Below are 25,852 nucleotides of genomic sequence, written 5' to 3' on the forward strand. Positions count from 1 at the left end.
GAGTGCGCATCTTAGGCGCACAGTGCCTTTTTGCTTACAGGAAGTTCCATCGGAATTTTCTGTAAGCAAAAAGGACAGCCCTCTTTCAGGCTGCCCTCTGTTTTATATTTGTCTCAGCAATTTCGAAAAATCTTATGAATTCATGCTGACCAGAATGATACGCCAAGTCATACATGCATTCGGCATAAAGTTTTTACTGCGAAATCGAAAACATCTCATTTACGGTCTTCGGATCCAGGCTGTGGTTGTATACAAGGTTCTCGTACTCCATCAGCTGTTCCTTCCACTCGTACTCTCCGCTCTCCGCGTCCTCCCAGCCATGGTAAGTTCCGTCCGACTCCCAGATGCCGAGATGATGGATGATCGGGAGCTTTTCGGAAAGCTGCAGTAAAAACTCGTTGTACGGAGTCAGTGAGAGGTTCGCGCGCTTTAACACGTAGGAAGAAAGGTAGATCGCACCTAAGCGTCCCATATCCTCCGCAGGCTGGTCGTAGTTGGTCCAGATCACGAACGGAGTCTCGTACCAGCACATCTTCTGCTCGTTCGGGGCCTTCGCGCTCTCCACTCCCATCGCCTCGTCAAAGAACTCGTCCTCGATCCCTGGCTGGTGGTCGCCGAACATGACGATCATCGTCGGCTGGTCGCACTGGGAGAAATAATTTACGAGCCACTCAAATGCCTCATCCGATTTTTTCACAAGAGACAGGTACATATCCGCCTCCGGATACTTTCCTTCCATGTCCCCGGTAAGCCATACTTCCTGATCGAAGTTTGCGAACGGGATCGTATATCCGCCATGGTTCTGCATCGTCACATTGAAGAGGAATAACTTGTCATCAGGATTTGCCTTCTTTTCGACATACTCCGTGATGAGTTTAAAATCGCTCAGATCGCTGATATAATTTCGGAGCTCATCCCGGCCCTCATAGGCGCTGATATCCATGAAATCGTCAAATCCCATGTTATTGTAGCAGATCCGGCGGTTCCAGTTCTCTGCCGGGTACGGGTGCATGGCGACAGCCGTGTATCCCTGGTCTTTCACCGTGCTGACCATGGAGCGGACGCCGGGATTTACATAGAACTGGTAAGCGATGCTGCCTCTCGGCATCAGGTACATGGAATCACCGATCAGGAACTCAAACTCAGAGTTGCTGGTCATCGCGCCGAACACCGGCATGCAGAGTTTTCCCTTTACGGTATTCTCCGTCAGACTGTTGAGGAACGGGAAATACTCTGTATTCGTCGTAAATTCCCCATCCACCGACAGGTCGGAAAGACTCTCGTTCATGATGCAGATGATGTTGGTCGGCTGGACCGCATCTCCCGCTTCCACCGCGGCCGCCGTCTCCTCGTTCTGCTCTTCTTCGCTTCCCACATATTTTTCATAGATCTCCTGGATCTTCGCCTGGGAATAACCCTCCGGAGCTTTCTTTACCAGATATTTTAAGGATACCGCCGACGCCAGCACATAGCCGTTCTCCGCGTAGGAAGTCGTCGGATCCCAGAGATTTACCTCCAGTCCCAGTTTCGGGACAAGGACCGTGTAGAAGCCGCCGATAAACACCGCGACCGCAGCAGCGGATCCGCCAAACACGGCAGCTCTTTTTTCTTCCCCCTGATCCTCACCGGCACGAGCTGCGCCAGTACATTCCACATGATCAGGAGGATCCCGCAGATGATCATCATAAAGGTCGGTGTGTAGTTATAGCTCCCGGCCACCGTCATCGCGGTCTTCACCGCAAGGACATCACTCATCATGATCGGGCGGCTTCTGAAGGATACGACAAAGGCTTCCGCCAGAGAGATCACATAAAGGATCACGGAGGATACAGGGATGGAGATCCGGCTACTTCCGGAGATTCCGAATACCAGAAGGTACAGCGCAAACATCCACACCATGTTCAGCACCGCATTTTTCAGCAGCACTGCGGCAAGATTTCCTGTCACTAGTTCAAACATGATGTAGGATAATACCGGCGACAAGAAGAATATCGCCGCGGCTCCCGCGCGCTCGAGCCCACTCCCTTCTTTTCTCTCGTATTCCTCTGTTGTTTCTTCTATCTTTTTGTTCATAATCTATTTTTCTTTCTGATTCTGTCTTCCGGAAACCATTCCGCCAAATGAATACTAAGATTTGCTGAACCGTTTCCTTCTCTCATTTCCAAGTTCCGTTTCCGAGCCTGTTTTTTCTTTACATCCTGTGCGGATTTTCGCCATCCCGGATCGCCCAGCGCATCTTTGTGGATCTTGCACGCGGGTTTCTCTGGCATTCTTCCGCCGATGGACGGATCACATCGCTCGCAACGTCGCTGTAGATTCCTTCCTTTTTGCCGTCCTTGAAGTAATACTTTACAAGGCGGTCTTCCCCGGAATGGAAGGTCAGGATCGCAGCTCTTCCGCCCGGTGCCAGGATCCCCGGCAGTTTTGAGAGGAAGCTTTCCAGAACCTCGAATTCCTGGTTGACATCGATCCTCAGCGCCTGGAAACATCTCTGGCAGGATTTCTTCACGGCTTCCTTCCGCTCTTTTTCCGGGATAAAAGAAAGCACCTGCTCGATCACTTCTTTTAATTCCGTGGTCGTCTCAATATACTGACGTTTCCGGTTTCTCTTTGCGATCTCCCGTGCGATCTCCTCCGCATAAGGCTCATCGGAGTTTTCCGCGAACATGCCCGCGATCTCTTCCATATCCATCTGTTTTAAGCGCTCCGCCGCAGAGATCCCTTTTTCCGGGTTCAGGCGAAGATCCAGCGGACCATCGGCCTTATAAGTGAAACCGCGCTCCGGGTTGTCGATCTGCATCGAGGAGACACCGAGATCTGCCAGGACAAAGTCAAACAGCCCCGCCTCCGGGACGAGCCTGTCGATATCAGCAAAGTTCATCTGTTTTATCGTAAGGATCTCCTCTCCGAAGCCGCGTTCCTTCAGGCGTTCCTTTGTCTTTACGATCTCGATCGGATCCACGTCAAGAGCATACATATGCCCCTGTCCTTCCAGCTTTTTTAACATCTCCGTCGTGTGACCGCCGTATCCAAGTGTGGCGTCCAGCCCCTGCATTCCCGGCTTGATATCCAGGAAATCCAGGATCTCTTTCACGCAGATCGAGATGTGCATGCCGGCCGGAGTGCTGCCCTTTTTGATGACCTTTTCGATCGTATCGGCATATTTCTCCGGATTCTGCTCTTTATACTTTTCTTCAAACCGTCTCGGGTGTGTCCCGCTGTAACGGACACGCCGTTTGTGCACCGGTGCTCCCTGTACCTCTTTTTCTTCCATCTTAAAACCTCATTTATCCTGTATTCAGCTTCCATGCGCCTTGCGCTCTTTCTGTTTATCTTAACACAAAAAGGCGCGGCATGTAAATCTGAGCATTTTCTGCCATAAGTAGCATAACGGGATGAGGTTCCCGTGTCAAGCGTCAAAAAGTACAAAAATATGACAAAAGACCTCCGCCCGGGATCCTGCGGCCTGATCTACACCGCATCATCCCTGCAGAGGTCTCGTTCTGAGAAGAATTTATCAGCTTCCACCGGCCGGAATTACGCGTCAAGTCTCACATGCGTTCGGCCTGAACTTGTTATGCGTCAGATCTTGAAAACGCGTTCTTCATGGAATTGCTGAGCTCAAAGAGCACATGATCCAGGGTATTCCCCGTCTCTTCCTTTAACATCTTTGCGATCTCACGGTTCGCTTTCTCCAGAAGTCTTCTGCTCTCCGCCGGATCCGTGATCTTTGCAGCCTCGGCGTCATACTTGCGGAGCAGGGCATGTCCTTTCGCCTGGACCGCATTCTGGTAGCGCTCGATGTGGATCGCAGATTTCGCAAAAGATGCGTCCGCCATCGCGGCGATCATTCTTGCCGACCAGTATAAATTCTCTGTGGAAACTTCCTTTGTGGTGTTCGCAAGGTATTCCGGAGTCTCGTCAACAGCCGCATAGAACGGGACCAGCGTATTGAACGCGTTGGACGCGAATGCAAGCCACTGGACTGCCTGGCAGTTTGCCGGAACGTCCGGGCGCATCTGGATCAGAGCCAGGAAATCGTTGCGGTTGATCCCGATCGCGCGGTATTTGCCCTTCTGGAGGCCGTCCCCGCTCTTCGCATACGGGTCGAACGGAGTTCCCTGGAAATGGGAGGAAAGTGCATATTTGACATCCTCGACTGTCACCTTCTTCTCCGGCACCATGCTCCACGGAATATCATCGGACTCCGGCGTATAGTCCGCATTCGGTCCATCCCACTTCTTTGTATGCGGGTTAAAGTAGCGGCACATGAACCATGCTCTCGGAGTATTGTAGATGTGATCGGAATCACTGTGGCTTCCAAACGCAGCTCTCGCATCAAAATGACTGCCATTTCCGCCGTTTAAAGAGAGGTCCAGATGGTTCTCTGCGATAAATTCACGAAGGTCCGAAGAACACATATGCTCCTTCTGCTCAGAGAACGCATCGTTTAAGTCAAACTCATCGATACCGAACTGGTTCGGCATCACCACATACCGGTCATCCGGAACACGCTTTGCGATCCAGTGATGGCCGCCGATCGTCTCGAGCCACCAGATTTCACCCGCATCCTGAAAAGCGATGCCGTTCATCTCATAAGTCCCGTACTTCTCCAGGAGACTTCCGAGGCGGATCACGCCCTCTCTCGCACTGCTGATGTACGGAAGTGTGATGTATACAAGGTCTTCCTCACCGATCCCGCCGGCAGCTTCCTCTTTTCCGTCCTCCGCCGGCTGATATTTTACAAGCGGATCTGCGCCGAGCACGCGGGCGTTCGATGTGATCGTCTCTGTCGCTGTCATTCCCACGTTCTTCTCATTAACGCCGCTGGCCGCCCAGATCCCCTTTCCTTTGATCGCATTCGGGACTGCCGTAAATTTCATCGGGTCGCCCGGAAGCTCGATCTCCACATGGGAAAGGACTGACTTGTATACCTTCGGCTGCTCCTCCGGATGGATCACCACGAATTTCTTCGCCGTGAAATGTCCGGAACCGGAGTCATCGTTTCGCGCGATCATCGTTGAACCGTCATATGATGCGTTTTTTCCTACCAGGATTGTTGTGCATGCCATATCAGATACCCCCAAAATTCAATTTTGTCATCATGGTTTCGCGGCTGCCTCCTGAGCTTTCCGCAGGAAACTGTCCTGCGAAGCGGTCTTCATTCGGCCATTCTGTCCGCCGGCCACGGATATCTTCAGTTTAGTACGCGCCCTGGTTTCTGTCAACTAACTGAATCACCGCGGTGATGTGACAGGAAACAGCACCACAGCAAATGCCCCGGAGTACGCATCCCCCGGGGCATTCAAAGTATCAGTATTTCAATTATTTAAAGTACTTCACACCGCTCTCAAACAGCTTCAGATCCTGTTCTCCGGTGATGTTCTTTGCAACGAAGTCGCCACGTCTCTCTGCGTGACCCATCTTGCCGTATACACGTCCATCCGGACTTGTGATACCTTCGATCGCCATGAAGGAGCCGTTCGGGTTCCAGTACTCATCCATCGTCGGATTGCCGTTAAGATCCACATACTGGGTCGCAACCTGTCCGTTTGCAAAGAGCTTGTCGATCCACTCCTTCGGAGCTACGAAACGTCCCTCACCGTGGGATACCGGGTTCGTGTAGATACCGCCGAGCTTTGCCTCAGCAAGCCACGGGGACTTGTTGGAGACAACCTTTAAGTTCACCATCTTGGAGACATGACGTCCGATCGTGTTGTAGGTCAGGGTCGGAGAATCCGGCTTCTGCTCTACGATCTTTCCTTCCGGAACGAGTCCGAGCTTGATGAGTGCCTGGAAGCCATTGCAGATACCGAGCATGAGTCCGTCACGCTCATTTAAGAGCTTCATGATCTCGTCCTTTAATACCTCGTTGCGGAACGCGGTAGCAAAGAACTTCGCGGAACCTTCCGGCTCATCGCCTGCGGAGAATCCGCCCGGGAACATGACGATCTGCGCCTGCCCGATGGATTTTCTGTAAGTTTCGACAGAATCACGGATATCCTCGGCGCTCATGTTCTTAAATACCTTCGTGATGACATTCGCTCCGGCGCGCTCAAATGCCTTTGCACTGTCATACTCACAGTTTGTACCCGGGAATACCGGAATGAATACGGTCGGAGTTCCGATCTTGTGGTCACAGATCACGATGTTGTCTGCCTTAAATACTTCGTTCTTAACTTCTTCCTTCTTCACGCCGCTCTCGGTCGGGAATACATCCTCAAGAGTCGCATCCCATGTCTTTAATGCCTCATCGAGCGTGATGGAGACATTGCCGTACTCAAAGTCTGCCTTGTCGGTAACCTCACCGATCACACGGTAGCTCATCTGAAGCTCTCCGACCTTATCTGCCGGAACCTCGCATACGATGTCGCCCCATGCTGGTGCGAAGAAGTCTCTCGGATCCACGTCATGCTCGATCTTTACGCCTAAGTGGTTGCCGAATGCCATCTTGCTGACAGCCTCTGCGATACCGTTCGCCTCAGCGGCATAAGCGGAGATCACGCGGCCTGCCTTGATGTCCTCATGAAGTTTATCATAACCATCCATGATCTGCGCGTAATCCGGGAGATCATAGGAATCTTTCTTGATTTCAAATACAACGATCTTGTTTCCGGCTTTCTTGAATTCCGGAGAGATCATGTTCTTTGCGTTCGCCACATCAACTGCGAAGGAGACGAGTGTCGGCGGAACGTCGATCTCCTTTCCGCTCTCCTCATCAAAGGTTCCGGACATGCTGTCCTTTCCGCCGATGGACGGAAGCCCGAAGCCGAGCTGTGCGTTGTAAGCACCGAGAAGTGCTGCGAACGGCTGGCTCCATCTTGTCGGCTCGCTGCTCATTCTGCGGAAGTACTCCTGGAATGTGAAGCGGATCTTCTTATAATCGCCGCCTGCTGCCGCGATCTTCGCAACGGATGTGAGGACCGCATAGATCGCGCCGTGGTACGGGCTCCAGCTGGAGAGATACGGATCGAAGCCGTAGCTCATCATGGTCACAGCGTCGCACTTTCCTTCGAGGACCGGAAGCTTTGCAACCATGGTCTGAATCTCGGTCTGCTGATATTTACCGCCATACGGCATCATAACGGTAGATGCGCCGATGGAGGAGTCGAACATCTCAACGAGACCTTTCTGGGAGCATACATTTAAGGAGCCGAGCATCTTCAGCCATTTTTCCTTAACATCTCCCACTTCTTTCTTTTCAAACGGGGTTCCCTCGTGGTTCGGAACTTCCAGGGTCACGTCTGTCTCCTGGTGAGCACCGTTCGTATCAAGGAACGCACGGCTTAAATCAACGATGGTCTTTCCGCGCCATGTGAGAACGAGTCTCGGGCTCTCGGTAACCGTCGCAACCGTCACCGCCTCAAGGTTCTCTTCCTCTGCGTAGCCTAAGAATGCGTCAACATCTTTCGGGTCAACGACAACTGCCATTCTCTCCTGGGACTCGGAAATCGCAAGTTCTGTTCCGTCAAGACCTGCATACTTCTTCGGAACCTTGTCAAGGTCGATCAGAAGTCCGTCTGCGAGCTCACCGATTGCTACGGAAACTCCGCCTGCACCGAAGTCGTTACACTTCTTGATCAGTCTGGAAACTTCCGGACGGCGGAACATTCTCTGGATCTTTCTCTCAGTCGGGGCATTACCTTTCTGGACCTCAGCGCCGCAGACCTCGATGGATGCCTCTGTGTGCACCTTGGAGGAACCTGTCGCACCACCGATACCGTCACGTCCGGTACGTCCGCCAAGTAAGATGATCACATCGCCCGGATCGGATGTCTCACGGATGACGTTCTTTCTCGGAGCTGCTGCCATAACGGCACCGATCTCCATTCTCTTTGCAACATATCCCGGGTGGTAAAGCTCTTTTACATAACCGGTCGCAAGTCCGATCTGGTTTCCGTAGGAGCTGTATCCATGGGCAGCCTCTGTGACGATCTTTCTCTGCGGGAGTTTTCCCTTTAATGTCTCATTTAACGGTTTTGTCGGATCTGCCGCACCTGTGATGCGCATTGCCTGGTATACATAAGTACGTCCGGAAAGCGGATCACGGATCGCACCGCCGAGGCATGTCGCAGCGCCGCCGAACGGCTCGATCTCGGTCGGATGGTTGTGAGTCTCATTCTTGAAGTTTACAAGCCACTCTTCTGTCTTTCCGTCGATCTCGACCGGAACAACGATGGAGCAGGCGTTGATCTCATCAGAAACCTCGAGATCTTCGAGTTTGCCCTCTTTGCGGAGCTTTTTCATGCCCATGATCGCAAGGTCCATCAGGCAAACAAACTTGTCGTCGCGGCCTTTGTAGATCTCTTTATGATCCGCAAGATACTGGTTATAAGTGTCCTCAATCGGCTTTTTGTAGTCGCCGTCTGTGAATGTCACATTTTTCAGCTCTGTGGAGAATGTCGTATGACGGCAGTGATCGGACCAGTATGTATCGAGCACACGGATCTCTGTCACAGACGGATCTCTCTTCTCCTCGTTCTTATAGTAATTCTGGATGTGAAGGAAATCCTTGAAGGTCATTGCGAGATTTAAGGAGCTGTAGAGTTCCTTTAAAGCCGCCTCATCCATATCTTTAAAACCGTCAAAGATCGCAACATCCTCCGGCACATCAAATACGGTCACAAGTGTCTCCGGGATCTCCTCGGACGCCTCTCTGGAGTCCACCGGGTTGATACAGAAGGACTTGATCGCAGCGATCTCCTCAGCGGAAAGCTTTCCGGAGATCACATAAGTCATTGCGGAGCGGATCACCGGCTCCTCATTCTCATTTAATAACTTTACACACTGCTCCGCAGAATCAGCTCTCTGGTCGAACTGCCCAGGCAGATACTCGACGGAGAATACCACGTCGTCCGCGCCATGCGGGAATGTCTCCTCGAACACCTCATCGACCGGCGGCTCGGAAAAAATCGTTCCGAGTGCCTCTTTATATACATCCTCAGAAATATTTTCAATATCGTAGCGGACCAGTACACGAACGCCCGTTACCTCTGTAATGTCAAGGTAGCTCTCGATCTCCTCGCGAAGCTCTCTCGCCTTGATTGCATATTCCGGTTTCTTCTCAACAAACACGCGCTTTACGCTCATAGTCTCTCCTCCTGGAAAACGGCTTTGTCCGATGGTTGTTATTTTTCATGACTGCAGCGCCACCTCGTGCGGAGCAATCCATTTTCCATTATCATAGCACAGATTTGTGTGATTAGTAAAGTTAATATATCTAATTTATTTTATTACTTATGCTTATCAGTTGTCACATCCAGCATACTCCCACAGCGATGAACTCTTTTCCATCCTGTATCACCGCAAATTATTAACTCTGCAGATCCTGATTGATCTTGCTCATGCTGAGCGCATCCATTGTCACCTTCATGATCTCCCGGACCTCGTCCTCCGTCATCTTCATGCGCTCCGCAAGCTCCGAAAGCTTCGCCTCACGCCCAAGCTCCTCCGCCATGGACTTTGAAACCTCCTGGAGAACATTGACGCGCGCCAGCATCTCCTCCTCGATATCCGTCTCCTTCTTCTGGTCGTTGATGATCTCCTCCATGCGGACACGAATCCGGCTCTCTAAAAGCTTCTCAAAGCTCCCCTCAAAGCCTTCATCCGCCAGCATCATCAGCTCCATACTCGCCTCCTGGATCAGATCCGCCATCGGGACGCCCTTATTGATATAATCCTGAACAAAAAACAGCGCATTTTTCAGATTACCCTCGATCAGACGCTCCCTCGCCGCCTTATTCCCACTCCGGATCTCCCCGAGCAGCTTCTCATTCTCCTCCTCACTGCACGGCGGGATCGCCGCGATCTCTTCCATATATACACGGTAAATATCTTCCGGATTCAGCTCCTCATTCGCATTGTTGAACTCGTCATCAACATTCCCACTCTCATTCTCATTACTGCCATATCTCATTTTCTCTGCCATGATCTTCTCTCCGTTCTTCTATTGATAAAAATATAAACATATCAAAAATTCCATGTTCCCTGTAAGCATACCATATTTTTTCCCTGACTTCCATAGTAAAGAAAAAACCTATTGCACCAGGCTCGCAGAATTTACTTCTCTCCTGGAATTCATACATAAGCACATGTCACCCGCAAAAATAACGAAACTTCTGCCCAACGATTGTCACTATCCACAGAAACATCCCTTCTTAAAATATGCCAGCAATACCGCCGCCGGCGGTGAGCGTCCGGACAGGAGTGCATGATCCGGGGATCTGGCTTCCTCTTAGCTCGCGGGTGACTGCGTTGGAGAACAGCGGACACTTGTTTGAGCGAAGCGAGTTGTGTCCGCTGTTCTCCGCCCTTAGCAGTCTCCCGGGAGGTTAGAGGAACCATCCCCGCATCCCCAGCACTCCTGGCCGGATGCTCACCGCCCGCCAACCAATTTGGCAACAGCAGGCAACAACCAATTTTCCTTTTCCCCCTTTTCAAATCCCCCATTCTATGATAAAATAGCCTTGTTTCATTAGGAGGACTAATAATGGATATCAACTACGAATTATATAAAGTATTTTACTACGTCGCAAAAACCCTGAGCTTCTCCGAGGCCTCCAAATGCCTCTACATCTCCCAGTCCGCGGTCAGCCAGTCCGTCAAGGTCCTGGAGAAAAAGCTCGGCCAGACCCTCTTCATCCGAAGTACAAAACGCGTCCAGCTCACCCCGGAAGGCGATATCTTATTTAAACATATCGAACCGGCGATGAACCTGATTCACAAAGGCGAGACCCAGCTCTTAGAGGCAAATACCTTAAACGGCGGCCAGCTCCGTATCGCCGCCAGCGACACGATCTGCCGCTATTTCCTGGTTCCGTACTTAAATAAATTCCACAAGCTCTACCCGAACGTCCACATCAAAGTGACAAACTCCACCTCGATCGAGTGCGCCCACATTTTAGAGAACGGCCAGGTAGATTTCATCATCACAAACTACCCGAACTCCGGTCTCTTAAACACCCACAGCGTCCGTGCCATCCGCGAATTCCGCGATGTCTTCGTCGCAAGCGCCGAGCACTTCCCGCTGCAGGATAAGACCTTCACACTCGCCGAGCTTCTCGATTATCCGATCATGATGCTCGACCGCAAGAGTACAACCAGCGAGTTTTTACACTCCATGTTCCAGAAATCCCATCTCGACCTGGTCCCGGAGATCGAGCTCAGCAGCAACGATCTTCTGATCGACCTCGCAAGGATCGGCCTCGGGATCGCCTTCGTCCCGGATTTCTGTATCCCGGAGGACGAAAAACTGCTCTTTATCCTAAAGCTCTCCGAGACTCTCCCGGTCCGCCAGCTCGTCGTTGTCCACAACGAGAACCTTCCGGTCTCCCAGGCTGCAAAGCAGTTTATGGATATGCTGTAGGATTAAACCAAAAAGAGTCATGTCCCGCTCAACTACATGCCGGACAGGGCTCTTTTTTCTTTTACTTTCTGCTCTCCCAGAAATCCTCCATGCACTGTCCCACGTTTCCCCGGTTCACCATCTGAAAATGTTCCCACTCTCTCGGAAACAGTTCCAGATATTCTCTCTTTAAGAACCGGTCATCGAGGAGCAGGATGATCCCCTCATCCTCCGTGGTCCGGATCACGCGCCCTGCCGCCTGCAGAACCTTATTCATCCCCGGATACTGGTAGGCAAAATCAAAGCCCGCCTCCTCTTTCTCCTCGAAATATCCGCGCAGGACTTCCTGCTCCACACAGACCATCGGAAGCCCCGTTCCGACGATCACAGCGCCGATGAGACGTTCCTCCTTCAGATCAATTCCTTCCGAGAACACGCCGCCCATCACGCAGAAGGCCGCCAGCGAATGATTCCGTTTCTTCTCAAATTCTTCCAGAAATTCCTGTCGTTCCTGCTCCTTCATTCCCTGTCCCTGCACCAGAAGATCTGCCGGAAAATCCAGCTCCTCCACAGCCTGTTCGACCTGCTCCATATACTGATAGGAAGGAAAGAACACCATATAATTTCCGTTCTTCGACCGGACAACCTCCCGGATATACTCCGCAACCTTCCGGTATTCACTCGCACTCCGCCTCGAATACCGGCTGCTGACATCCGTCGCCACCATGAGAAGCCGCTTCTCTTCCGCAAACGGGGAGTTCGCATAGACCGCGTAATCATCCTCATTTCCTGAGAGCAATGTCTTGTAATACCGGATCGGCAGCATCGTCGCCGAGAACAGGATCGTGCTGTTCCCCTGTGCCATGCAGAGTGAAAGATTCGAGGACGGATCCACGCAGAACAGCCGCACTTTAAAGGAAGAAACGCCCACATTTTCCGCGTAGATCCGGTAATGATCATCCAACAGCTCATAGACATTCAGGAAATCCCGGAGTCCAAAATAAAAGTCAAGGACCTCGTCCCGCCCTTCAAAATCCGGAAAATCCTCCAGAAATGTCTCCATATCCGAAAAGACCGCCATCGCCGCTGCCGCCAGGGATGTCACATCCGATAAGAGCTGCCATGTCTCGCATTCCCGCTTCATCGCAAGCATCACCTGATTGCACTTCTCGAGATCCTTCGTAAGCTTCGGAGCTTTGCCCTTTGTCAGGCGCTTTACCGTGAGAATATCTTCCTTTTTTAACTCAGCACTGTACATCTCCCGCGCCCGCGAGACGAGATTATGCGCCTCGTCCACAAGGAACAGATATTCCCCCGTCTGCCCGTCCGCAAAATACCTTTTCAGGCGCACATTCGGGTCAAACACGTAGTTATAATCGCAGATGATCCCGTCCGTCCAGCTTGAAATATCAAGGCAGTATTCAAACGGGCATACCTTATATTTTTCGGCATATTCCAGGATTTTCTCCCTCGTCATCTCCTGTTCCAGATGCAGGATGTCAAAGACAGCCTCGTTCACCCGGTCAAAATGTCCCTTCGCATACGGGCATGCATCCGGATTGCACTCGCAGTTTTCCAGCGGGCAGAGCTTTTCCTTCGCCGTGATCGTCACAGAAGTAAAGATCAGTCCCTTTCCCCGGAGGATCCGGAGTGCTTCCTCAGCGACCGTCCTCGTTACCGTCTTTGCGGTCAGATAAAACAGCTTATCGCCTTTTCCCTCCCCGATCGCGCGGACCGCAGGGAACACCGTGGAGAGCGTCTTTCCGATCCCGGTCGGTGCCTGGATGAACAGCCGCTTTTTCCGGCTGATCGTGCGGTAGACAGACACCACAAGGTCTCTCTGTCCCTCCCGGTACGGGTATGGGAATTCCAGATTCCGGATCGATGCGTCGCGGGTCAGCTCATGGTGGTAGAGATATCTCGCCCATTTAAAATATTCATGGACCACGCCCGAAAACCACTGTTCCAGTTCTTCCTTTGAGCGGTCGGTCTGAAACCGCCGGATCTCCTCCGTCTCCAGATTGCAGTAGGTGAGCTGCAGGCGGATCCCGTCCAGATCCTTGTCGCAGCAGTAGAAATACCCGTAGCACATTGCCTGGGCGAGGTGGACTTCGATCGGTGCTTCCAGTCTCGCAACATCCGTATACATGCCCTTGATCTCGTCGATCACCGTGATCCCGTTTTCCGTGAAGATCCCGTCCGCCCGGCCTTCCACCGAAAGAACGATCTCCTGCTCGTCATCCGTGACTTCATGTTTCAGCGGGACCTCCGCCCGGTATCCGGATCCCATCCGTTTCTGGATCTTCCTGTGGATCCGTCCCCCGGCCAGCATCGCATCCTTCTGGGCGTTCCCGGACCTTCGGTTGTCGATATCTCCGGAGCGCAGAACAAACTCCACCAGATTCCGGACCGAGATCCGGATCGATCTTTTATTTTCCTCGCTCATCACATGCGCTCCCTTTCATTTTCGTAAATCAAATATATCTGCACATCTCCTGCGCCGTCCGCAGAAAATACCAGAACTGCAGGCTCTGAATCGCTGCTGATGTTTCCATATTTCATGTCTTTTGCAAGTATAACATTCCAGAACAAAGCTGTAAACTCCGGGTACAAACAAGTGAAAACACGCTTCGCGAGTTTCCCCTTGTTATCGCGCCAATCGCCAAAGTCTCTCGCGCGCGGACTTTGGCTCATTGTTCGCGTAAAAAAAGCAGCCAGCCATACGTTTTGTACAGCCGCTGCCTCTTCGTTTTTTCTTCGATCCGTTACGCTACCGCGTGCATCGGATTCTTTCTCTCGAGGAACTCCTCGAACAGTGTGTTCTCACCGTCGAACTCAACGGTGAGGATCTTTGTAAGATCAAGGCTCAGTACTCCGAGAAGAGACTTCGCATCAATGATCATACGGTTATAAAATACATTCACATCAAAATCACAGCCGCTGGCAATGCTTACAAACTCCTTTGCCTCGTCTGCAGACGCAAATTTTACTTTTTTCTGTTTCATCATATTTCTCAAACTCCTTTTTGTTAAACCCACAGATGTCAAATACCTGATTCCATAAACCCTTTTTGCGAATCGTGAACAGCAATGGTTTCTAACATTCCAATATATGAAATGGTTCGAAAATGTTTCCATACTGCCTACGATTATACATTTATACCATATTCGGAGTTGAGCGTCAATCGACAGATGTCACCATCTTTTTGTTAAGTTTATGACAATTTTTGTCATTTGTCACAGAAAAGGCAGGTAGTTGTCTGATGTCTTAATCTGCAGGAACTCCTTATCAGCAAGTTTCTGCAAATGCATAGTAACCGAAAGCCGAATACATAAATGGCGTTTTTTATCCATCTATATATCCGGCTTTTTGTGAGTTGTCTATGATGTTATTACATCAGAATGTACTTTAAGATAAAGAGCACGGCCAGGATGTACATAACCGGAGTGATCTTCTCTTTCTTTCCTGCGAAGAGGTTCATTACAACATAGGAGATAACTCCCATGGAGATTCCCTCGGAGATGCTGTAGAAGAACGGCATCGCGATGATGCAGAGGAATGCAGGGATTCCGTCTGCCGGGTCCTTGAAATCGATCTCAGATACGGAGCCGATCATGTAGAAACCTACGGTGATCAGAGCCGGAGCTGTCGCAAAGGACGGGATCGCCAAAAAGATCGGGGACAGGAGCAGGGATAACAGGAAGAGAACCGCTGTTGTCAGGGATGTAAGTCCTGTTCTTCCTCCCTCAGTTACGCCGGAAGCACTCTCCACGAACGTTGTGACTGTGGAAGTACCAAGACATGCGCCGCAGGTTGTTCCGACTGCATCCGCAAGGAGCGCGCCCTTGATCCTCGGGAGCTTTCCGTCAGCGTCCAGCATGTCTGCCTTCGCAGATACACCGATGAGCGTTCCGAGTGTATCAAAGAGGTCAACAAAGAGGAACGCGAACACGATCACGATGAACTCAAGGACCGGAACGCCCTTTAAGCTGAACTTGAACATGATCGGTGCCAGGCTCGGGATCGAAATTCCGTTTGAGAAATCCGGGAGCAGGTTGTAGAAACCGAGATCCGGATTCGGAACATACACGCCGGCAAACTGGCAGATGATACCGAGGATCCAGGTGATCAGGATTCCCCAGAGGATATTTCCCTTTACATTCTTCACAATCAGAATTCCTGTGATCAGAACTCCGAAGATCGCAAGGAGAACCGTGATCCCGGCATCGCTCATGGATGCTGTGAGTCCGTCCGCAAGTGTGCTGTTATATCCGCTGATGGAGAACAGGCTGACGAGCGTGGAGCTTCCGATCACGATCTTCGCGTTCTGAAGACCGAGGAATGTGATAAAAAGTCCGATTCCGACGCTGACCGCTTTCTTTAAGTTGAACGGAATCGCGTTGAAGATCGCTTCCCTGATGTTAAAGCAGGAAAGGATAATGAAGATGATACCTTCTGTGAGAACTGCCGCAAGGGCAACTTCCCAGGAATACCCCATTCCGAGAACGACCGTGTAGGCAAAGTACGCGTTCAGACCCATTCCAGGTGCCAGAGCGAATGGGTAGTTCGCAAAGAGTGCCATACAGAGTGTTCCGATGAAGGATGCCACCGCTGTCGCCGTGAAGACCGCGCCGTGATCCATTCCCGCCGCTGCGAGGATGTTCGGGTTTACCGCCAGGATATACGCCATCGTCATAAATGACGTCACACCGGCCATGATCTCGGTCTTAACAGTCGTGTTGTTTTCCTTGAGATGGAAAAATTTTTCGAGACTCATTTGTTTCCCTCCAATTTGTTTTATCAGTTTTTGTTATAAAACCGTTAATTTTTATTATACGAGGTGCAGAAAAAAAACGCAAGGAAAAGAGCCGGATTTTATAAGTCAGCATTTTCCGGCAGTTCGCATTTCATGTCATAAAAAGGCCGCTCTCCCCTTTCGGTTAAGCGACCTTCCCTGTAAATATCATTATTTCAATTCTCTCTTCAAAAAAGCCAGCAAATTCAGTCTCGCCCGCTCCTCCGTATCTTTCCGCCTCGTCTTTACCTTCTTTACGACCTTTCCTTCCTGATCCCTGTGGATCCGGTAAACGATCCGCAGGTACTCTCCGACCTCTTCCCAAGCCTCGCGGCTCTCCGGGATCAGGTCGAGTCCCATCTGGAAGACGTGGAACATGCCGTCGTAGACGGAACAGCGGACTTTTACGCCCTCTGCTCTCGCTTTCTTCGCAGCTTCTCGCGTGTCATCAAGAAGGACCTCATAGGAGCCCACCTGCATGAGCATCGGAGGAAAGCCCTCAAAATTTCCAAACAGCGGGGACAGATACGGGTCCTTCGGATCATCATCCCCGATATAGCTGCACTGGTAGAGCATATTTTCTTTCGAATTTCCAAACAATGGGTCGATCGTATAATTCTCCTCATACGAAGCCCCGCTGAGCGTCACATCCGTCCAAGGGGACATCGTGATGATCCCAGCCGGGAGCGGAAGCGCATGATCCTTTGCGTAGAGACAGAGCGCGAGGGCAAGTCCGCCTCCCGCGGAATCTCCGGCAACCACGATCTGTTCCGGATCGTATTTTTTTTCATTTAAAAGCCATTTGTAGGCATAGACTGCATCCTCGAGTGCCGCCGGAAACGGATGCTCCGGTGCGACCCGGTAGTCAGGAGTCAGGACATCCGCCCCGAACCCCAGTTCCGAATATTTAACCGCAAACCGCCGGTAAATGTTCTTCATCGGACCGATATATCCGCCGCCGTGGAGCTGCAGGATCACCCGCCCAGTGACCGCCTGCTTCGGCTTTAAATATTCCATCACGAATTTCCCTGTCGGGATCAGTTCATAGATATAATCATTCGGGCACCGCCATGCCGGTTCCACCGGATTCTTTCGGAATTCTCCGGTCTGGATCGGCTTTTTTAAAGATGTCTCCATGACATCTCTCATCATATCCCTGGTCAGATTCCCGATCATGCTGACTTCTTTTCGGCTCATGTTTCATTCCTTTCCTGTCTGTTCCTTTTCCTCATCTATCACACATGAAATCTCCGCCGCAATTCCCGTTTCACACTCCTGTCCCCGAGCAGCACCGTGGCAAGAAGCGCTGCCACCGAGATCACCACAGAAAGCACTGTGAGCAGCGGATGCCTCGTCCAGCCGATCTTCCAGAAGATCAGCGGGATAAAGCTTAAAACCGTGATCGCGATCTGGTACATAAAATAGCTCTGCCAGTTCAGTCGGTTCACGAGCATCATAAGCAGGATCGCCGCCACTTCAAATAAGACAACGCACGGGATCGCATAGTCCACCGACCAGCCATGCAGTCCCGTCAGCGTGTCGATCAGAAGCAGGATCGCCTGGATCCCCAGACACTGCCTGACAAGGATCCCGGAAAGGCTTGCATGGCGCATCACGGAAAATTTTAATGTCATCGCCACATAGGCAGCGGCGCCCGCGGTCAGGAGTGACCATTTAAATGGGATCTGCCGGTAGGTTGCAAGATTTACGATCCCCGCAAGGACCGAAACGAACACCAGCGAAAGATAAAACATCCGGACAGCCTTTTTGATCTTTCTGCGGTCCTGTGCGATCACCGGATACCGTCCTTTATCATGTTCCCGGTCTGTGATCCCGTTGCTCTCCTGCTCCACCGGGATCCCCTGATCTTCCAGGAAACGGAAAAACACTTCCGGCAGATGATTCTCTGCCATTGCACTCGTAAACGCCAGGCAGAGCTTTCCATCGTAAGCTACCGCCCCGCATTTCATCCGCTGCTTCGGAGATGCACCGACGAGAAGCTCAAAATCCTCAACATCCTCTCTCAGATCTTCCCGGATCTTTGCAGGGCCGATGTTGGAAAAGGTCATCGTATGGGCGCGGCTTGTGCGAAGGAAGATCAGTTCCATCGCCAGATGCTTGATAAACAGAGGGATCGCCCTCACATACCACTTTTTCTCGTTGGATACATTGTAGGAGATCGTCTCCTCCAGTCGCTCCTTCACGATCTGTTCGTCCATCTGACGACTGACGTTTGTGAGGACCTCCCGGAAGTTCTCCGGCGCCCTGCCTTTCGGCCAGGAGATATTGACTACCGCAAAAAAATTTGCGAGCGTCTCCGAGTCAAAAAAGCTCCGCAGATTGACCGGAAGATTGAGCGCTGCCGGTTTTTTCAGGTTCTTCCCGTTCGTCTCTGTCCGGATGACAGACCATAGAAGTGCTGCTGCCAGGTATTTTGTGATACTGACCCCGTATTTCCGGCACTGTGCTTTTAGATCCGCGACCTGCAGTGTTCCCTTTAAGATCCCCATCTGGTCAAACGGAAGAAATTCCCCACTTACCTGAAGTGCCGGTTCGCTCTCATAGTGGCGTTTCGGTAATTTTCTGTAATAGCGGAGATAATCATCCTCTTTTAATGGAGAAAATTCTTTTTCTTCCGTGATAACCGGAAGATTTTTCTTTAACTCCAGATAATGCTCCGTCAGCCGCGAGGCAAACCGGAGAGCTCCGAGTCCGTCTGTCAGCCCGTGGAAAACCTCAAAATTGATGCGGTTTCCGAAGTAGCTGACACGAAACGGAAATCTCGCCGCACGATGTGGATCGATAAACCGGCACGGTGCGCTCTGCTCTTTCTCGATCACAGGATCCCGGTCGTTCGTCTCAAAATAGTACCAAAAAAATCCCTTCCGAAGCTTCACCCGGAAATTTTCAAATTCCGGGAGTGTCAGGAGCAAGGCTCTGTGGAGAAGTTCCTGATCCACCGCCTCCTTCAGATTCGCCGAGATCCGGAATACACTGCTCAGATCTTCTCCGGACACCGCCGCAAAAAGTTTTGCCGTGTTGTCCAGTCTCCGCCATGCGGCGCCCTGGATGCGCCGGCGTTTCTTTGTGAATTGCTCCGATAAATTCTTCATTCAGATCCCGCACCTCTTTCAGGATAAAAAAATAACCGGAAAAATAATTTTTCCGGTACATCAGAAGCAGGGGAAGAGGGGCTCGAACCCCCATCTACGGTTTTGGAGACCGCTGCTCTACCATTGAACTATTCCCCTATATTTTGTTGCGCATCACTTAATGCTCCATTATAGTAGCATGAAATGTTTTAATTGTCAACACTAATTTGAAAATTTCTTATATTTTTGTATCCGGCACTTCGAGCGAAAAAATCAGCTGCCTTATGCCAACCTGCAGACCGATCCTTTTCCGCTCAAAGCATTACCGCATCCTCCGTACTTTTCCGATCAGATCAGCTGGATCGCCTCTCTCACATTCTCCACCCCGATCAGTCTGATCCGTTTCTCATCCTTTAACTTCTCCAGATTTGATTTCGGGAGCAGACAGCTTGTAAAGCCCATCTTGATCGCCTCCGACACACGCTGGGCCGCCTGGGAGACTCCGCGGACTTCGCCGGAAAGACCGACTTCCCCGAAGATCAGCATCCCCGGATCCACCTCCCGGTTCTTAAAGCTCGACACAAGCGCCATCACAACGGCGAGATCCAGCGCCGGTTCGTTCATCTTCATTCCGCCCGCGATATTCACATAGGCGTCATACCGGCTCATCGCATACCCGCATCGCTTTTCCAGGATCGCGAGTAAAATGTTGATCCGGTTGTAATCGACGCCGTTCGCCGTCCGTCTTGCCATTCCGAAATTCGTCGCTGTCACGAGCGCCTGGACCTCCAGGAGGATCGGTCGCGTTCCCTCCAATGAACAGGCTACCACCGCCCCAGACGCTTCCTTCGGACGCCCGGAGATCAGCATCTCCGACGGATTTAGCACCTCGGAAAGTCCTTTTTCTTCCATCTCAAACACACCGATCTCGTTCGTGGACCCGAAACGGTTTTTTACTGCCCTGAGGACCCGGTATGCGTCATTCCGGTCTCCCTCAAAGTAGAGAACCGTATCCACCATATGTTCCAGCACACGCGGTCCCGCGACAACGCCCTCTTTTGTCACATGGCCGACGATAAAGATCGTGATCCCGTATCCCTTTGCGATCTGCATCAGGAGATTTGTCGATTCCCGGACCTGGCTCACGCTTCCAGGTGCCGACGAGATATCTTCCCGGAACATTGTCTGGATCGAGTCGATGATCACCACATCCGGCTTTGCGCGCTCGATCGCGCTGTGGATCGTGTCGAGATTTGTCTCGCATAAAAACAGAAGATCTCCCGAAATCTCCCCTATGCGATTCGCACGCATCTTGATCTGCTTTAACGATTCCTCTCCGGAAATATAGAGGACCCGTTTTCCGGCCCCTGCAAGGTTTCTGCAGACCTGTAAAAGCAGCGTCGATTTCCCGATTCCCGGATCTCCTCCGACCAGCACAAGGCTTCCCTTTACGATCCCGCTTCCAAGAACTCTGTCAAGCTCTCCAAAGCCCGTAGGCGTCCTGTCCTGCTCCTCCAAAGAAATCTCCGAGATGTGGACCGGGACCGCCGTCTTTCCGGCTCCGACCGCATTGATCTGTCCGGCCGGCGCTTTTTTCGTCTGGGCAACCGGTTCCTCGACAAATGTATTCCATTCCTTGCACACCGGACATTGTCCGAGCCATTTTGCGGACTCATAGCCGCACTCTTTACAGAAAAAAGCTGTATTTCTTGCTTTTGCCACGATATTCTCCCTGTACAGGAAACGCTCCGAAGTGTATCCCCGGAGCGCTCTGTGATACTGCCGTCCATATCCTGTCCGGACAGTGATTTCTGATTTTCCTATTTACTTGCGAACGATCTTGACCTCTACTTCTCTGCCCTCATTAAGTTCAACAGAAAGGCTCAGTTTACCGCTCATATTTGTCTTCATACCGCCGACGCCAACGCCGTCCTCGAAAACCTCATACTCGCAGTCATCCTCTAACTGTACTGTGATCTGGGCATCCTCAAATCCTTCGACTTTGAATGTCACTGTTGTATCGGTCACTGCAAAATCCTTTACAGCAGTTCCCGGAACAGACTCATAAACGAACATTCCGTTTCTCTCTAACTTTGTGATTTCCTTAAACGTCTTAACTTTATAAAGATCACCTTCGTGCTCGAAGTCTTCTACTTTAGATTTTGCTGCGAGGCTGTAGTTTCCGAAACTTAATGTCCCGTTTGCCTCTGTACGGATCAGTTCGTTGATTACTGACATAATGCTTACTCTCCTTTTGTGTATTTCAACAGAGGGCTTTCTCCCCTTCACTGTTGTAAATGCTGCAGGGATCTGATTACCGGACCAGGTCATCACTGCATCGTCGTGCCTATGATTTTACCACACTGGCGGAAGTTTTTCCAGCAGTTTGTGGATGTCTTGCAGAAAATTTCAGTTCTCCGTCCTTACAGGTGATCTTCACGGAATCTCCCTCCCGGACTTTTCCTTCCAGGACGAGCTCCGCGAGCTTATCTTCAATGAGATTCTGGATCGTGCGCTTCAACGGTCTCGCGCCATATTTCTCATCGTATCCTTTCTCGACAAGGTATTCCTTCACGTCATCACCGACATTTAAGCGGATAGTCATCTGGCTCTTTGTCCGCTTTTCGAGGATATTTAAGAGGATCGTCACGATCTCCTTCATGTGATCCTTCGTCAGCGGGTGGAACACGATCGTATCATCGATCCTGTTTAAGAATTCCGGCTTGAACATCCGTTTTACCTCGTCCATGACTCCGGTCTTCATGCGCTGATAGCGCACTTTCTCATCGTCCTGGGACATGAATCCGAGCTGCTTCGGCGCGATGATGTTCTCAGCACCGGCATTGGATGTCATGATGATGACCGTATTTTTGAAATCAATCTTATGGCCCTGGGAATCCGTGATATGACCGTCATCCAGCACCTGCAGAAGGATATTGAACACATCCGGATGGGCTTTCTCCACCTCATCAAAAAGGATCACAGAATACGGATTTCTGCGGACTTTTTCGCTTAACTGTCCGCCTCCCTCGTATCCGACATATCCTGGCGGGGATCCGATCATCTTGGAAACACTGTGTTTCTCCATATACTCCGACATATCAACACGGATCAGGGCATTTTCCGTTCCGAACATTGCCTCCGCAAGTGCTTTGCAGAGCTCCGTCTTTCCGACTCCGGTCGGTCCGAGGAATAAGAAGGAGCCGATCGGGCGCTTCGGGTCTTTCAATCCGACTCTTCCGCGACGGATCGCCTTCGCGACGGCAACAACCGCCTCGTCCTGTCCGACCACGCGCTCATGGAGAATGGATTCCAGTTTTAAGAGACGTTCTGTCTCTCCCTCTGCGAGCTTGCTCACCGGGATCTTTGTCCATCCGGAGATCACATCCGCAATGTCGTTCTCGTCCACAGTCAGCTGCCTGCTCTCCTTCTCACTCTCCCACTTTTCCTTCATCTTGCGGATCTTCTCCCGCTTCGAAGCCTGTTTCTTCTTGATCTCACCGGCGAGCTCGTATGCCTCGCTGCGGATCGCGTCCTCTTTCTCTTTCTCGAGCTTTCTGATGTCCTCCTCGAGTGTCTTGATGCCCTTCGGCTCCACATAGACCGTGAGTCTCGTCTTGGAGGCCGCCTCATCGACTACATCGATCGCCTTGTCCGGCAGGAACCGGTCATTGATGTAGCGGGCAGAAAGGCGGACTGCTGCCTTTAACGCCGCATCTGTGATCGTCACATGATGATGCTCCTCATATTTCGGGCGGAGTCCCTTTAAGATCTGGACCGCCTCGTCCTCCGTCGGCTCCTCCACAGTCACCGGCTGGAACCTGCGCTCCAGAGCCGCGTCTTTTTCGATATATTTCCGGTATTCCTCGATCGTCGTCGCGCCGATCAGCTGGATCTCACCGCGGGCAAGGGACGGTTTTAAGATATTCGACGCATCCAGTGCGCCTTCCGCTCCGCCTGCACCGATGATCGTGTGGATCTCATCGATAAAGAGCAGGACATTCTCCGCCTCGGTCACCTCACTGATCACATTTTTGATCCGCTCCTCGAACTCGCCGCGGTATTTGGATCCTGCAACCATTCCGGAGAGATCCAGGATCACCACGCGTTTTCCGCGGATCGTGTCCGGAACATCACCGGAAGCGATGAGCTGCGCGAGACCTTCGATCACGGCTGTCTTTCCGACGCCCGGTTCTCCGATCAGACACGGGTTATTCTTCGTTCTTCTGCTCAGGATCTGGATCACGCGGCGGATCTCCTTCTCCCTGCCGATGACCGGATCCAGTTTTCCCTCTTTTGCGAGAACCGTGAGATCGCGGCTGTACGCGTCAAGCGTCGGAGTCGCACTCTGTCCGCCCCGCGGCTGGCGTCCCTGAGCCAGTTCCTCTTTTCCTGCGTTTCCATCCTCTCCCATCGCGGATAAAAGATCGATATAGACCTTCTGGATGTTGATATTCAGTGTATTTAACAGGCGGACCGCCACACAGTCCGATTCTTTCAGTAACGCCATCAGGATGTGTTCCGTCCCGATTAACGGCGCATGGAACCTCACCGCCTCTTTATAGCTGTTTTCCAGCACATGTCTCGCGCTCGGCGTGTAGCCATCGCGTTCTTTGGTGGCTGTGTTCTGATAGGAAGAGACAAGCTGCTCCACAAGAGCGAGCAGTCTGTCGAGCTTCACCTCATTGGCCTCGAGGACCATGGCAGCGGTTCCGCTTCCCTCCTCAATGAGCCCCACCAGGATGTGCTCCGTCCCGATCACATGGGACCCCATATCCTCCGCCGCTTCACCGGCAAGAACGAGCGCCTCCTGGGCTTTTTCCGTATATTGTGCCATCTGTTTTCTTTCCTCCTGATCGATCAGAAATATCCGCAGACCCCGCACCGACCGGTGTCCTGGTTTTTTCGGTCATTTCTGATTTTCTGCAGCCGTTCAGTGCCCTTACAGGCGCAGGCACAAACCTGCTGAACAGTTGCGATTTTCTATCTTTTCTTCCGGAGATCATGCCTCCGGCTCTATAATTTCCGGCAGCCGTTTTCTCAAAAATTCCGCTCTCGCAGCATCCAGCTCATCTTTATCGAGCGGACGGTCTGCCAGACTCAGAAGATTTGCAGGCTGGATCCCGATCATCAGTCCGTAAACAGAACACGGCTCCTTCACCGTCAGGATCCCGTCTGTGATCCCAGTCATGATCTGGGACAGAAATTCCATTCCGTCCTTTCTCGTCAGGCGTCTCGCATATTTTAAGACTCCGTACGATTTATAGCATTCATCCGCTGCCTGCACCGGCTTTCTCTGGCGGTATTCCCGGCGCATCCGGCGTTCCTGGGCATCCAGCTCCAGCGCCGCCTTTCGCACGATATCAATGATCTCCTGTTCTGTCTGACCCAGAGTCTTCTGGTTCGAGATCTGGTACAGGGAACCGAAGTTTTCCGCGCCTTCGCCGTAAACGCCGCGGACCTGAGTCCCAAAACGGCCCATATCCGCTACCAGGCTGCTGAAATTTTTGTTTTTCGACAGCATCGGCAGATGAAGGACCACTGCTGCCCGGAGTCCCGTCCCCACATTTGTCGGGAACGAGGTCAGATATCCGTATTTTTCATCAAACGCATAGTCAAACCGTTCTCCGATGTAATCATCGATCCGGTCCGCCTTTTCGTAAAGCCGGTCCAGGGTCAGCCCCGTCTGCAGCGTCTGGATCCGCACATGGTCATCCCCGTTTAAGAGGATCGCCGTGGACTCATCCTCCGACAGGATCATCCCCGTCGGATCTTTTTTCTTCATCACGCTGCGATTTAAAGCCCGCCGCTCTAAAAGTGCAGTCTTTTCCAGATCTCCCATCCTCTCCAGGTGTGTAAACCGGTACTGCATCCGGTCCATGGAGGCGATACCGGTGAGTCCGCCGAGAAGTTTCTCTGAAAGCTCCACACTCTGTTCCTTTGTGAGACGCCCGGGGAACGGGTACTCTTTCAGGTTTCGAACCAGACGGATCCGGCTGTAGATCACATTTGTACCTGTCTTTCCAGGCATCTCATACCATTTATCCATTCTGTTTCTCCTCTTTTAACGCCCGGATCTCATCTCTGAGCTTCGCGGCCTCCTCGTACTCTTCCCGGCGCACCGCGTCTTTTAATCTCGCTTCCATCAGGCGGATCTTTTCCTCTTTTGAAAGTTCCGGGATATTCACCGGATCCTCTCCCGGTCCGGCAGCTTCTCCGATCACCGCCGGATCCGGCTGAAATCCTGCCGGATGTTTTCCGACATGTTTTTCGCTGCCCTGAAGATGGCGGATGTGGTCGCTGATCAGCGGATCAAAAACACTGTAGCAGTCCGGGCATCCAAACCGGCTGTCCTTTACAAATTCCTCATACGTTGTTCCGCAGGTCGGGCATACGACGCCGGAATATTTTTCATCCTCTTCCTCCGTCTCCTGGGTTCCAAGGAGTCCTGAGAGAAGTTTTCCCAACGGGAACTCTCCCTCAAAGAGTGCGGAGAACTGTCCGAGGTCCGCATGGGCGGCACACTGGGTACAGAGGTTGTGCTCGGTCTTCACGCCGTTGATGACTTCCACGTATTTTACGGTCGCTTCCCGTTTTTTGCAATGTTCACAAAGCATGAAT

General features: G+C 51.7%; 18 protein-coding genes and 1 tRNA gene. 1 reads left to right on the top strand and 18 read right to left on the bottom strand.

Going from position 1 to position 25,852, the window contains the following annotated elements; genetic code table 11:
• Positions 1 to 193: 193 nt before the first annotated feature.
• From ACI3EW_RS09545 to ACI3EW_RS09575, 7 genes are all read right to left on the bottom strand, one after another.
• Positions 194 to 1,594 carry an LTA synthase family protein gene (locus ACI3EW_RS09545; protein ID WP_485662888.1) on the bottom strand — a complete coding sequence of 467 codons (1,401 nt, stop codon included), beginning with the start codon at positions 1,592 to 1,594 and terminating at the stop codon, positions 194 to 196.
• The gene (locus tag ACI3EW_RS09550) at positions 1,510 to 2,073 is read right to left on the bottom strand and encodes a hypothetical protein (RefSeq protein ID WP_485662890.1); all 564 of its coding nucleotides are present in this window, start codon (positions 2,071 to 2,073) and stop codon (positions 1,510 to 1,512) included. Before ACI3EW_RS09550 ends, ACI3EW_RS09545 begins: the two co-directional genes overlap by 85 nt.
• 118 nt (positions 2,074 to 2,191) lie before the next feature.
• Entirely contained in the window at positions 2,192 to 3,274 is a 1,083-nt protein-coding gene (gene rsmH, locus ACI3EW_RS09555; RefSeq protein ID WP_118298441.1) for a 16S rRNA (cytosine(1402)-N(4))-methyltransferase RsmH, read from the bottom strand.
• A 301-nt stretch (positions 3,275 to 3,575) separates the two neighbouring features.
• The gene (locus tag ACI3EW_RS09560) at positions 3,576 to 5,072 is read right to left on the bottom strand and encodes a C69 family dipeptidase (protein ID WP_405578965.1); all 1,497 of its coding nucleotides are present in this window, start codon (positions 5,070 to 5,072) and stop codon (positions 3,576 to 3,578) included.
• Positions 5,073 to 5,325: 253 nt separating this feature from the next.
• Positions 5,326 to 9,090 carry a phosphoribosylformylglycinamidine synthase gene (locus ACI3EW_RS09565; RefSeq protein WP_405578962.1) on the bottom strand — a complete coding sequence of 1,255 codons (3,765 nt, stop codon included), beginning with the start codon at positions 9,088 to 9,090 and terminating at the stop codon, positions 5,326 to 5,328.
• A 223-nt stretch (positions 9,091 to 9,313) separates the two neighbouring features.
• On the bottom strand, positions 9,314 to 9,928 hold the full coding sequence (locus ACI3EW_RS09570; protein ID WP_118298438.1) for a sigma-70 domain-containing protein: 615 nt from the start codon (positions 9,926 to 9,928) through the stop codon (positions 9,314 to 9,316).
• Complete coding sequence (locus ACI3EW_RS09575) at positions 9,900 to 10,085, bottom strand: hypothetical protein (RefSeq protein WP_147352474.1); 186 nt, start codon at positions 10,083 to 10,085, stop codon at positions 9,900 to 9,902. Before ACI3EW_RS09575 ends, ACI3EW_RS09570 begins: the two co-directional genes overlap by 29 nt.
• 404 nt (positions 10,086 to 10,489) lie before the next feature.
• On the opposite strand from ACI3EW_RS09575, the gene ACI3EW_RS09580 reads away from it, so the two are divergent.
• Entirely contained in the window at positions 10,490 to 11,365 is an 876-nt protein-coding gene (locus tag ACI3EW_RS09580; RefSeq protein WP_118529731.1) for a LysR family transcriptional regulator, read from the top strand.
• A 61-nt stretch (positions 11,366 to 11,426) separates the two neighbouring features.
• Here ACI3EW_RS09580 and ACI3EW_RS09585 read toward each other — a convergent pair whose 3' ends face one another.
• From ACI3EW_RS09585 to ACI3EW_RS09635, 11 genes are all read right to left on the bottom strand, one after another.
• Positions 11,427 to 13,790 carry an ATP-dependent DNA helicase gene (locus ACI3EW_RS09585; RefSeq protein WP_118514338.1) on the bottom strand — a complete coding sequence of 788 codons (2,364 nt, stop codon included), beginning with the start codon at positions 13,788 to 13,790 and terminating at the stop codon, positions 11,427 to 11,429.
• 319 nt (positions 13,791 to 14,109) lie between these two features.
• Positions 14,110 to 14,352, bottom strand: a complete 243-nt coding sequence (locus ACI3EW_RS09590; protein WP_405578954.1) for an HPr family phosphocarrier protein — start codon at positions 14,350 to 14,352, stop codon at positions 14,110 to 14,112.
• A 383-nt stretch (positions 14,353 to 14,735) separates the two neighbouring features.
• Positions 14,736 to 16,121, bottom strand: a complete 1,386-nt coding sequence (locus ACI3EW_RS09595; protein ID WP_118529730.1) for an NCS2 family permease — start codon at positions 16,119 to 16,121, stop codon at positions 14,736 to 14,738.
• Positions 16,122 to 16,310: 189 nt separating this feature from the next.
• Positions 16,311 to 17,336, bottom strand: coding sequence for an alpha/beta hydrolase (locus tag ACI3EW_RS09600; protein WP_118529729.1), 1,026 nt, complete (start codon positions 17,334 to 17,336; stop codon positions 16,311 to 16,313).
• A 38-nt stretch (positions 17,337 to 17,374) separates the two neighbouring features.
• Positions 17,375 to 19,252 (bottom strand): DUF6320 domain-containing protein, encoded by a 1,878-nt coding sequence (locus ACI3EW_RS09605; protein ID WP_118529728.1) that lies wholly within the window; start codon positions 19,250 to 19,252, stop codon positions 17,375 to 17,377.
• 67 nt (positions 19,253 to 19,319) lie between these two features.
• Positions 19,320 to 19,390 (bottom strand) — tRNA-Trp (locus tag ACI3EW_RS09610).
• A 189-nt stretch (positions 19,391 to 19,579) separates the two neighbouring features.
• On the bottom strand, positions 19,580 to 20,953 hold the full coding sequence (gene radA, locus ACI3EW_RS09615; RefSeq protein ID WP_118298431.1) for a DNA repair protein RadA: 1,374 nt from the start codon (positions 20,951 to 20,953) through the stop codon (positions 19,580 to 19,582).
• Between the two features lie 102 nt (positions 20,954 to 21,055).
• On the bottom strand, positions 21,056 to 21,469 hold the full coding sequence (locus tag ACI3EW_RS09620; protein WP_118298430.1) for an endosialidase: 414 nt from the start codon (positions 21,467 to 21,469) through the stop codon (positions 21,056 to 21,058).
• A gap of 109 nt (positions 21,470 to 21,578) precedes the next feature.
• Positions 21,579 to 24,068, bottom strand: coding sequence for an ATP-dependent Clp protease ATP-binding subunit (locus tag ACI3EW_RS09625; protein ID WP_118529928.1), 2,490 nt, complete (start codon positions 24,066 to 24,068; stop codon positions 21,579 to 21,581).
• Between the two features lie 165 nt (positions 24,069 to 24,233).
• Positions 24,234 to 25,280: an ATP--guanido phosphotransferase gene (locus tag ACI3EW_RS09630; protein WP_118322088.1), complete on the bottom strand. Its 1,047-nt coding sequence runs from the start codon at positions 25,278 to 25,280 to the stop codon at positions 24,234 to 24,236.
• Positions 25,273 to 25,848, bottom strand: coding sequence for a UvrB/UvrC motif-containing protein (locus ACI3EW_RS09635; RefSeq protein WP_118529727.1), 576 nt, complete (start codon positions 25,846 to 25,848; stop codon positions 25,273 to 25,275). The genes ACI3EW_RS09630 and ACI3EW_RS09635 overlap by 8 nt, the downstream gene beginning before the upstream one ends.
• Positions 25,849 to 25,852: the final 4 nt, after the last annotated feature.

This window comes from Pilosibacter rotomagensis (assembly GCF_045062245.2).
In the GTDB taxonomy this organism is placed as follows: domain Bacteria; phylum Bacillota; class Clostridia; order Lachnospirales; family Lachnospiraceae; genus Pilosibacter.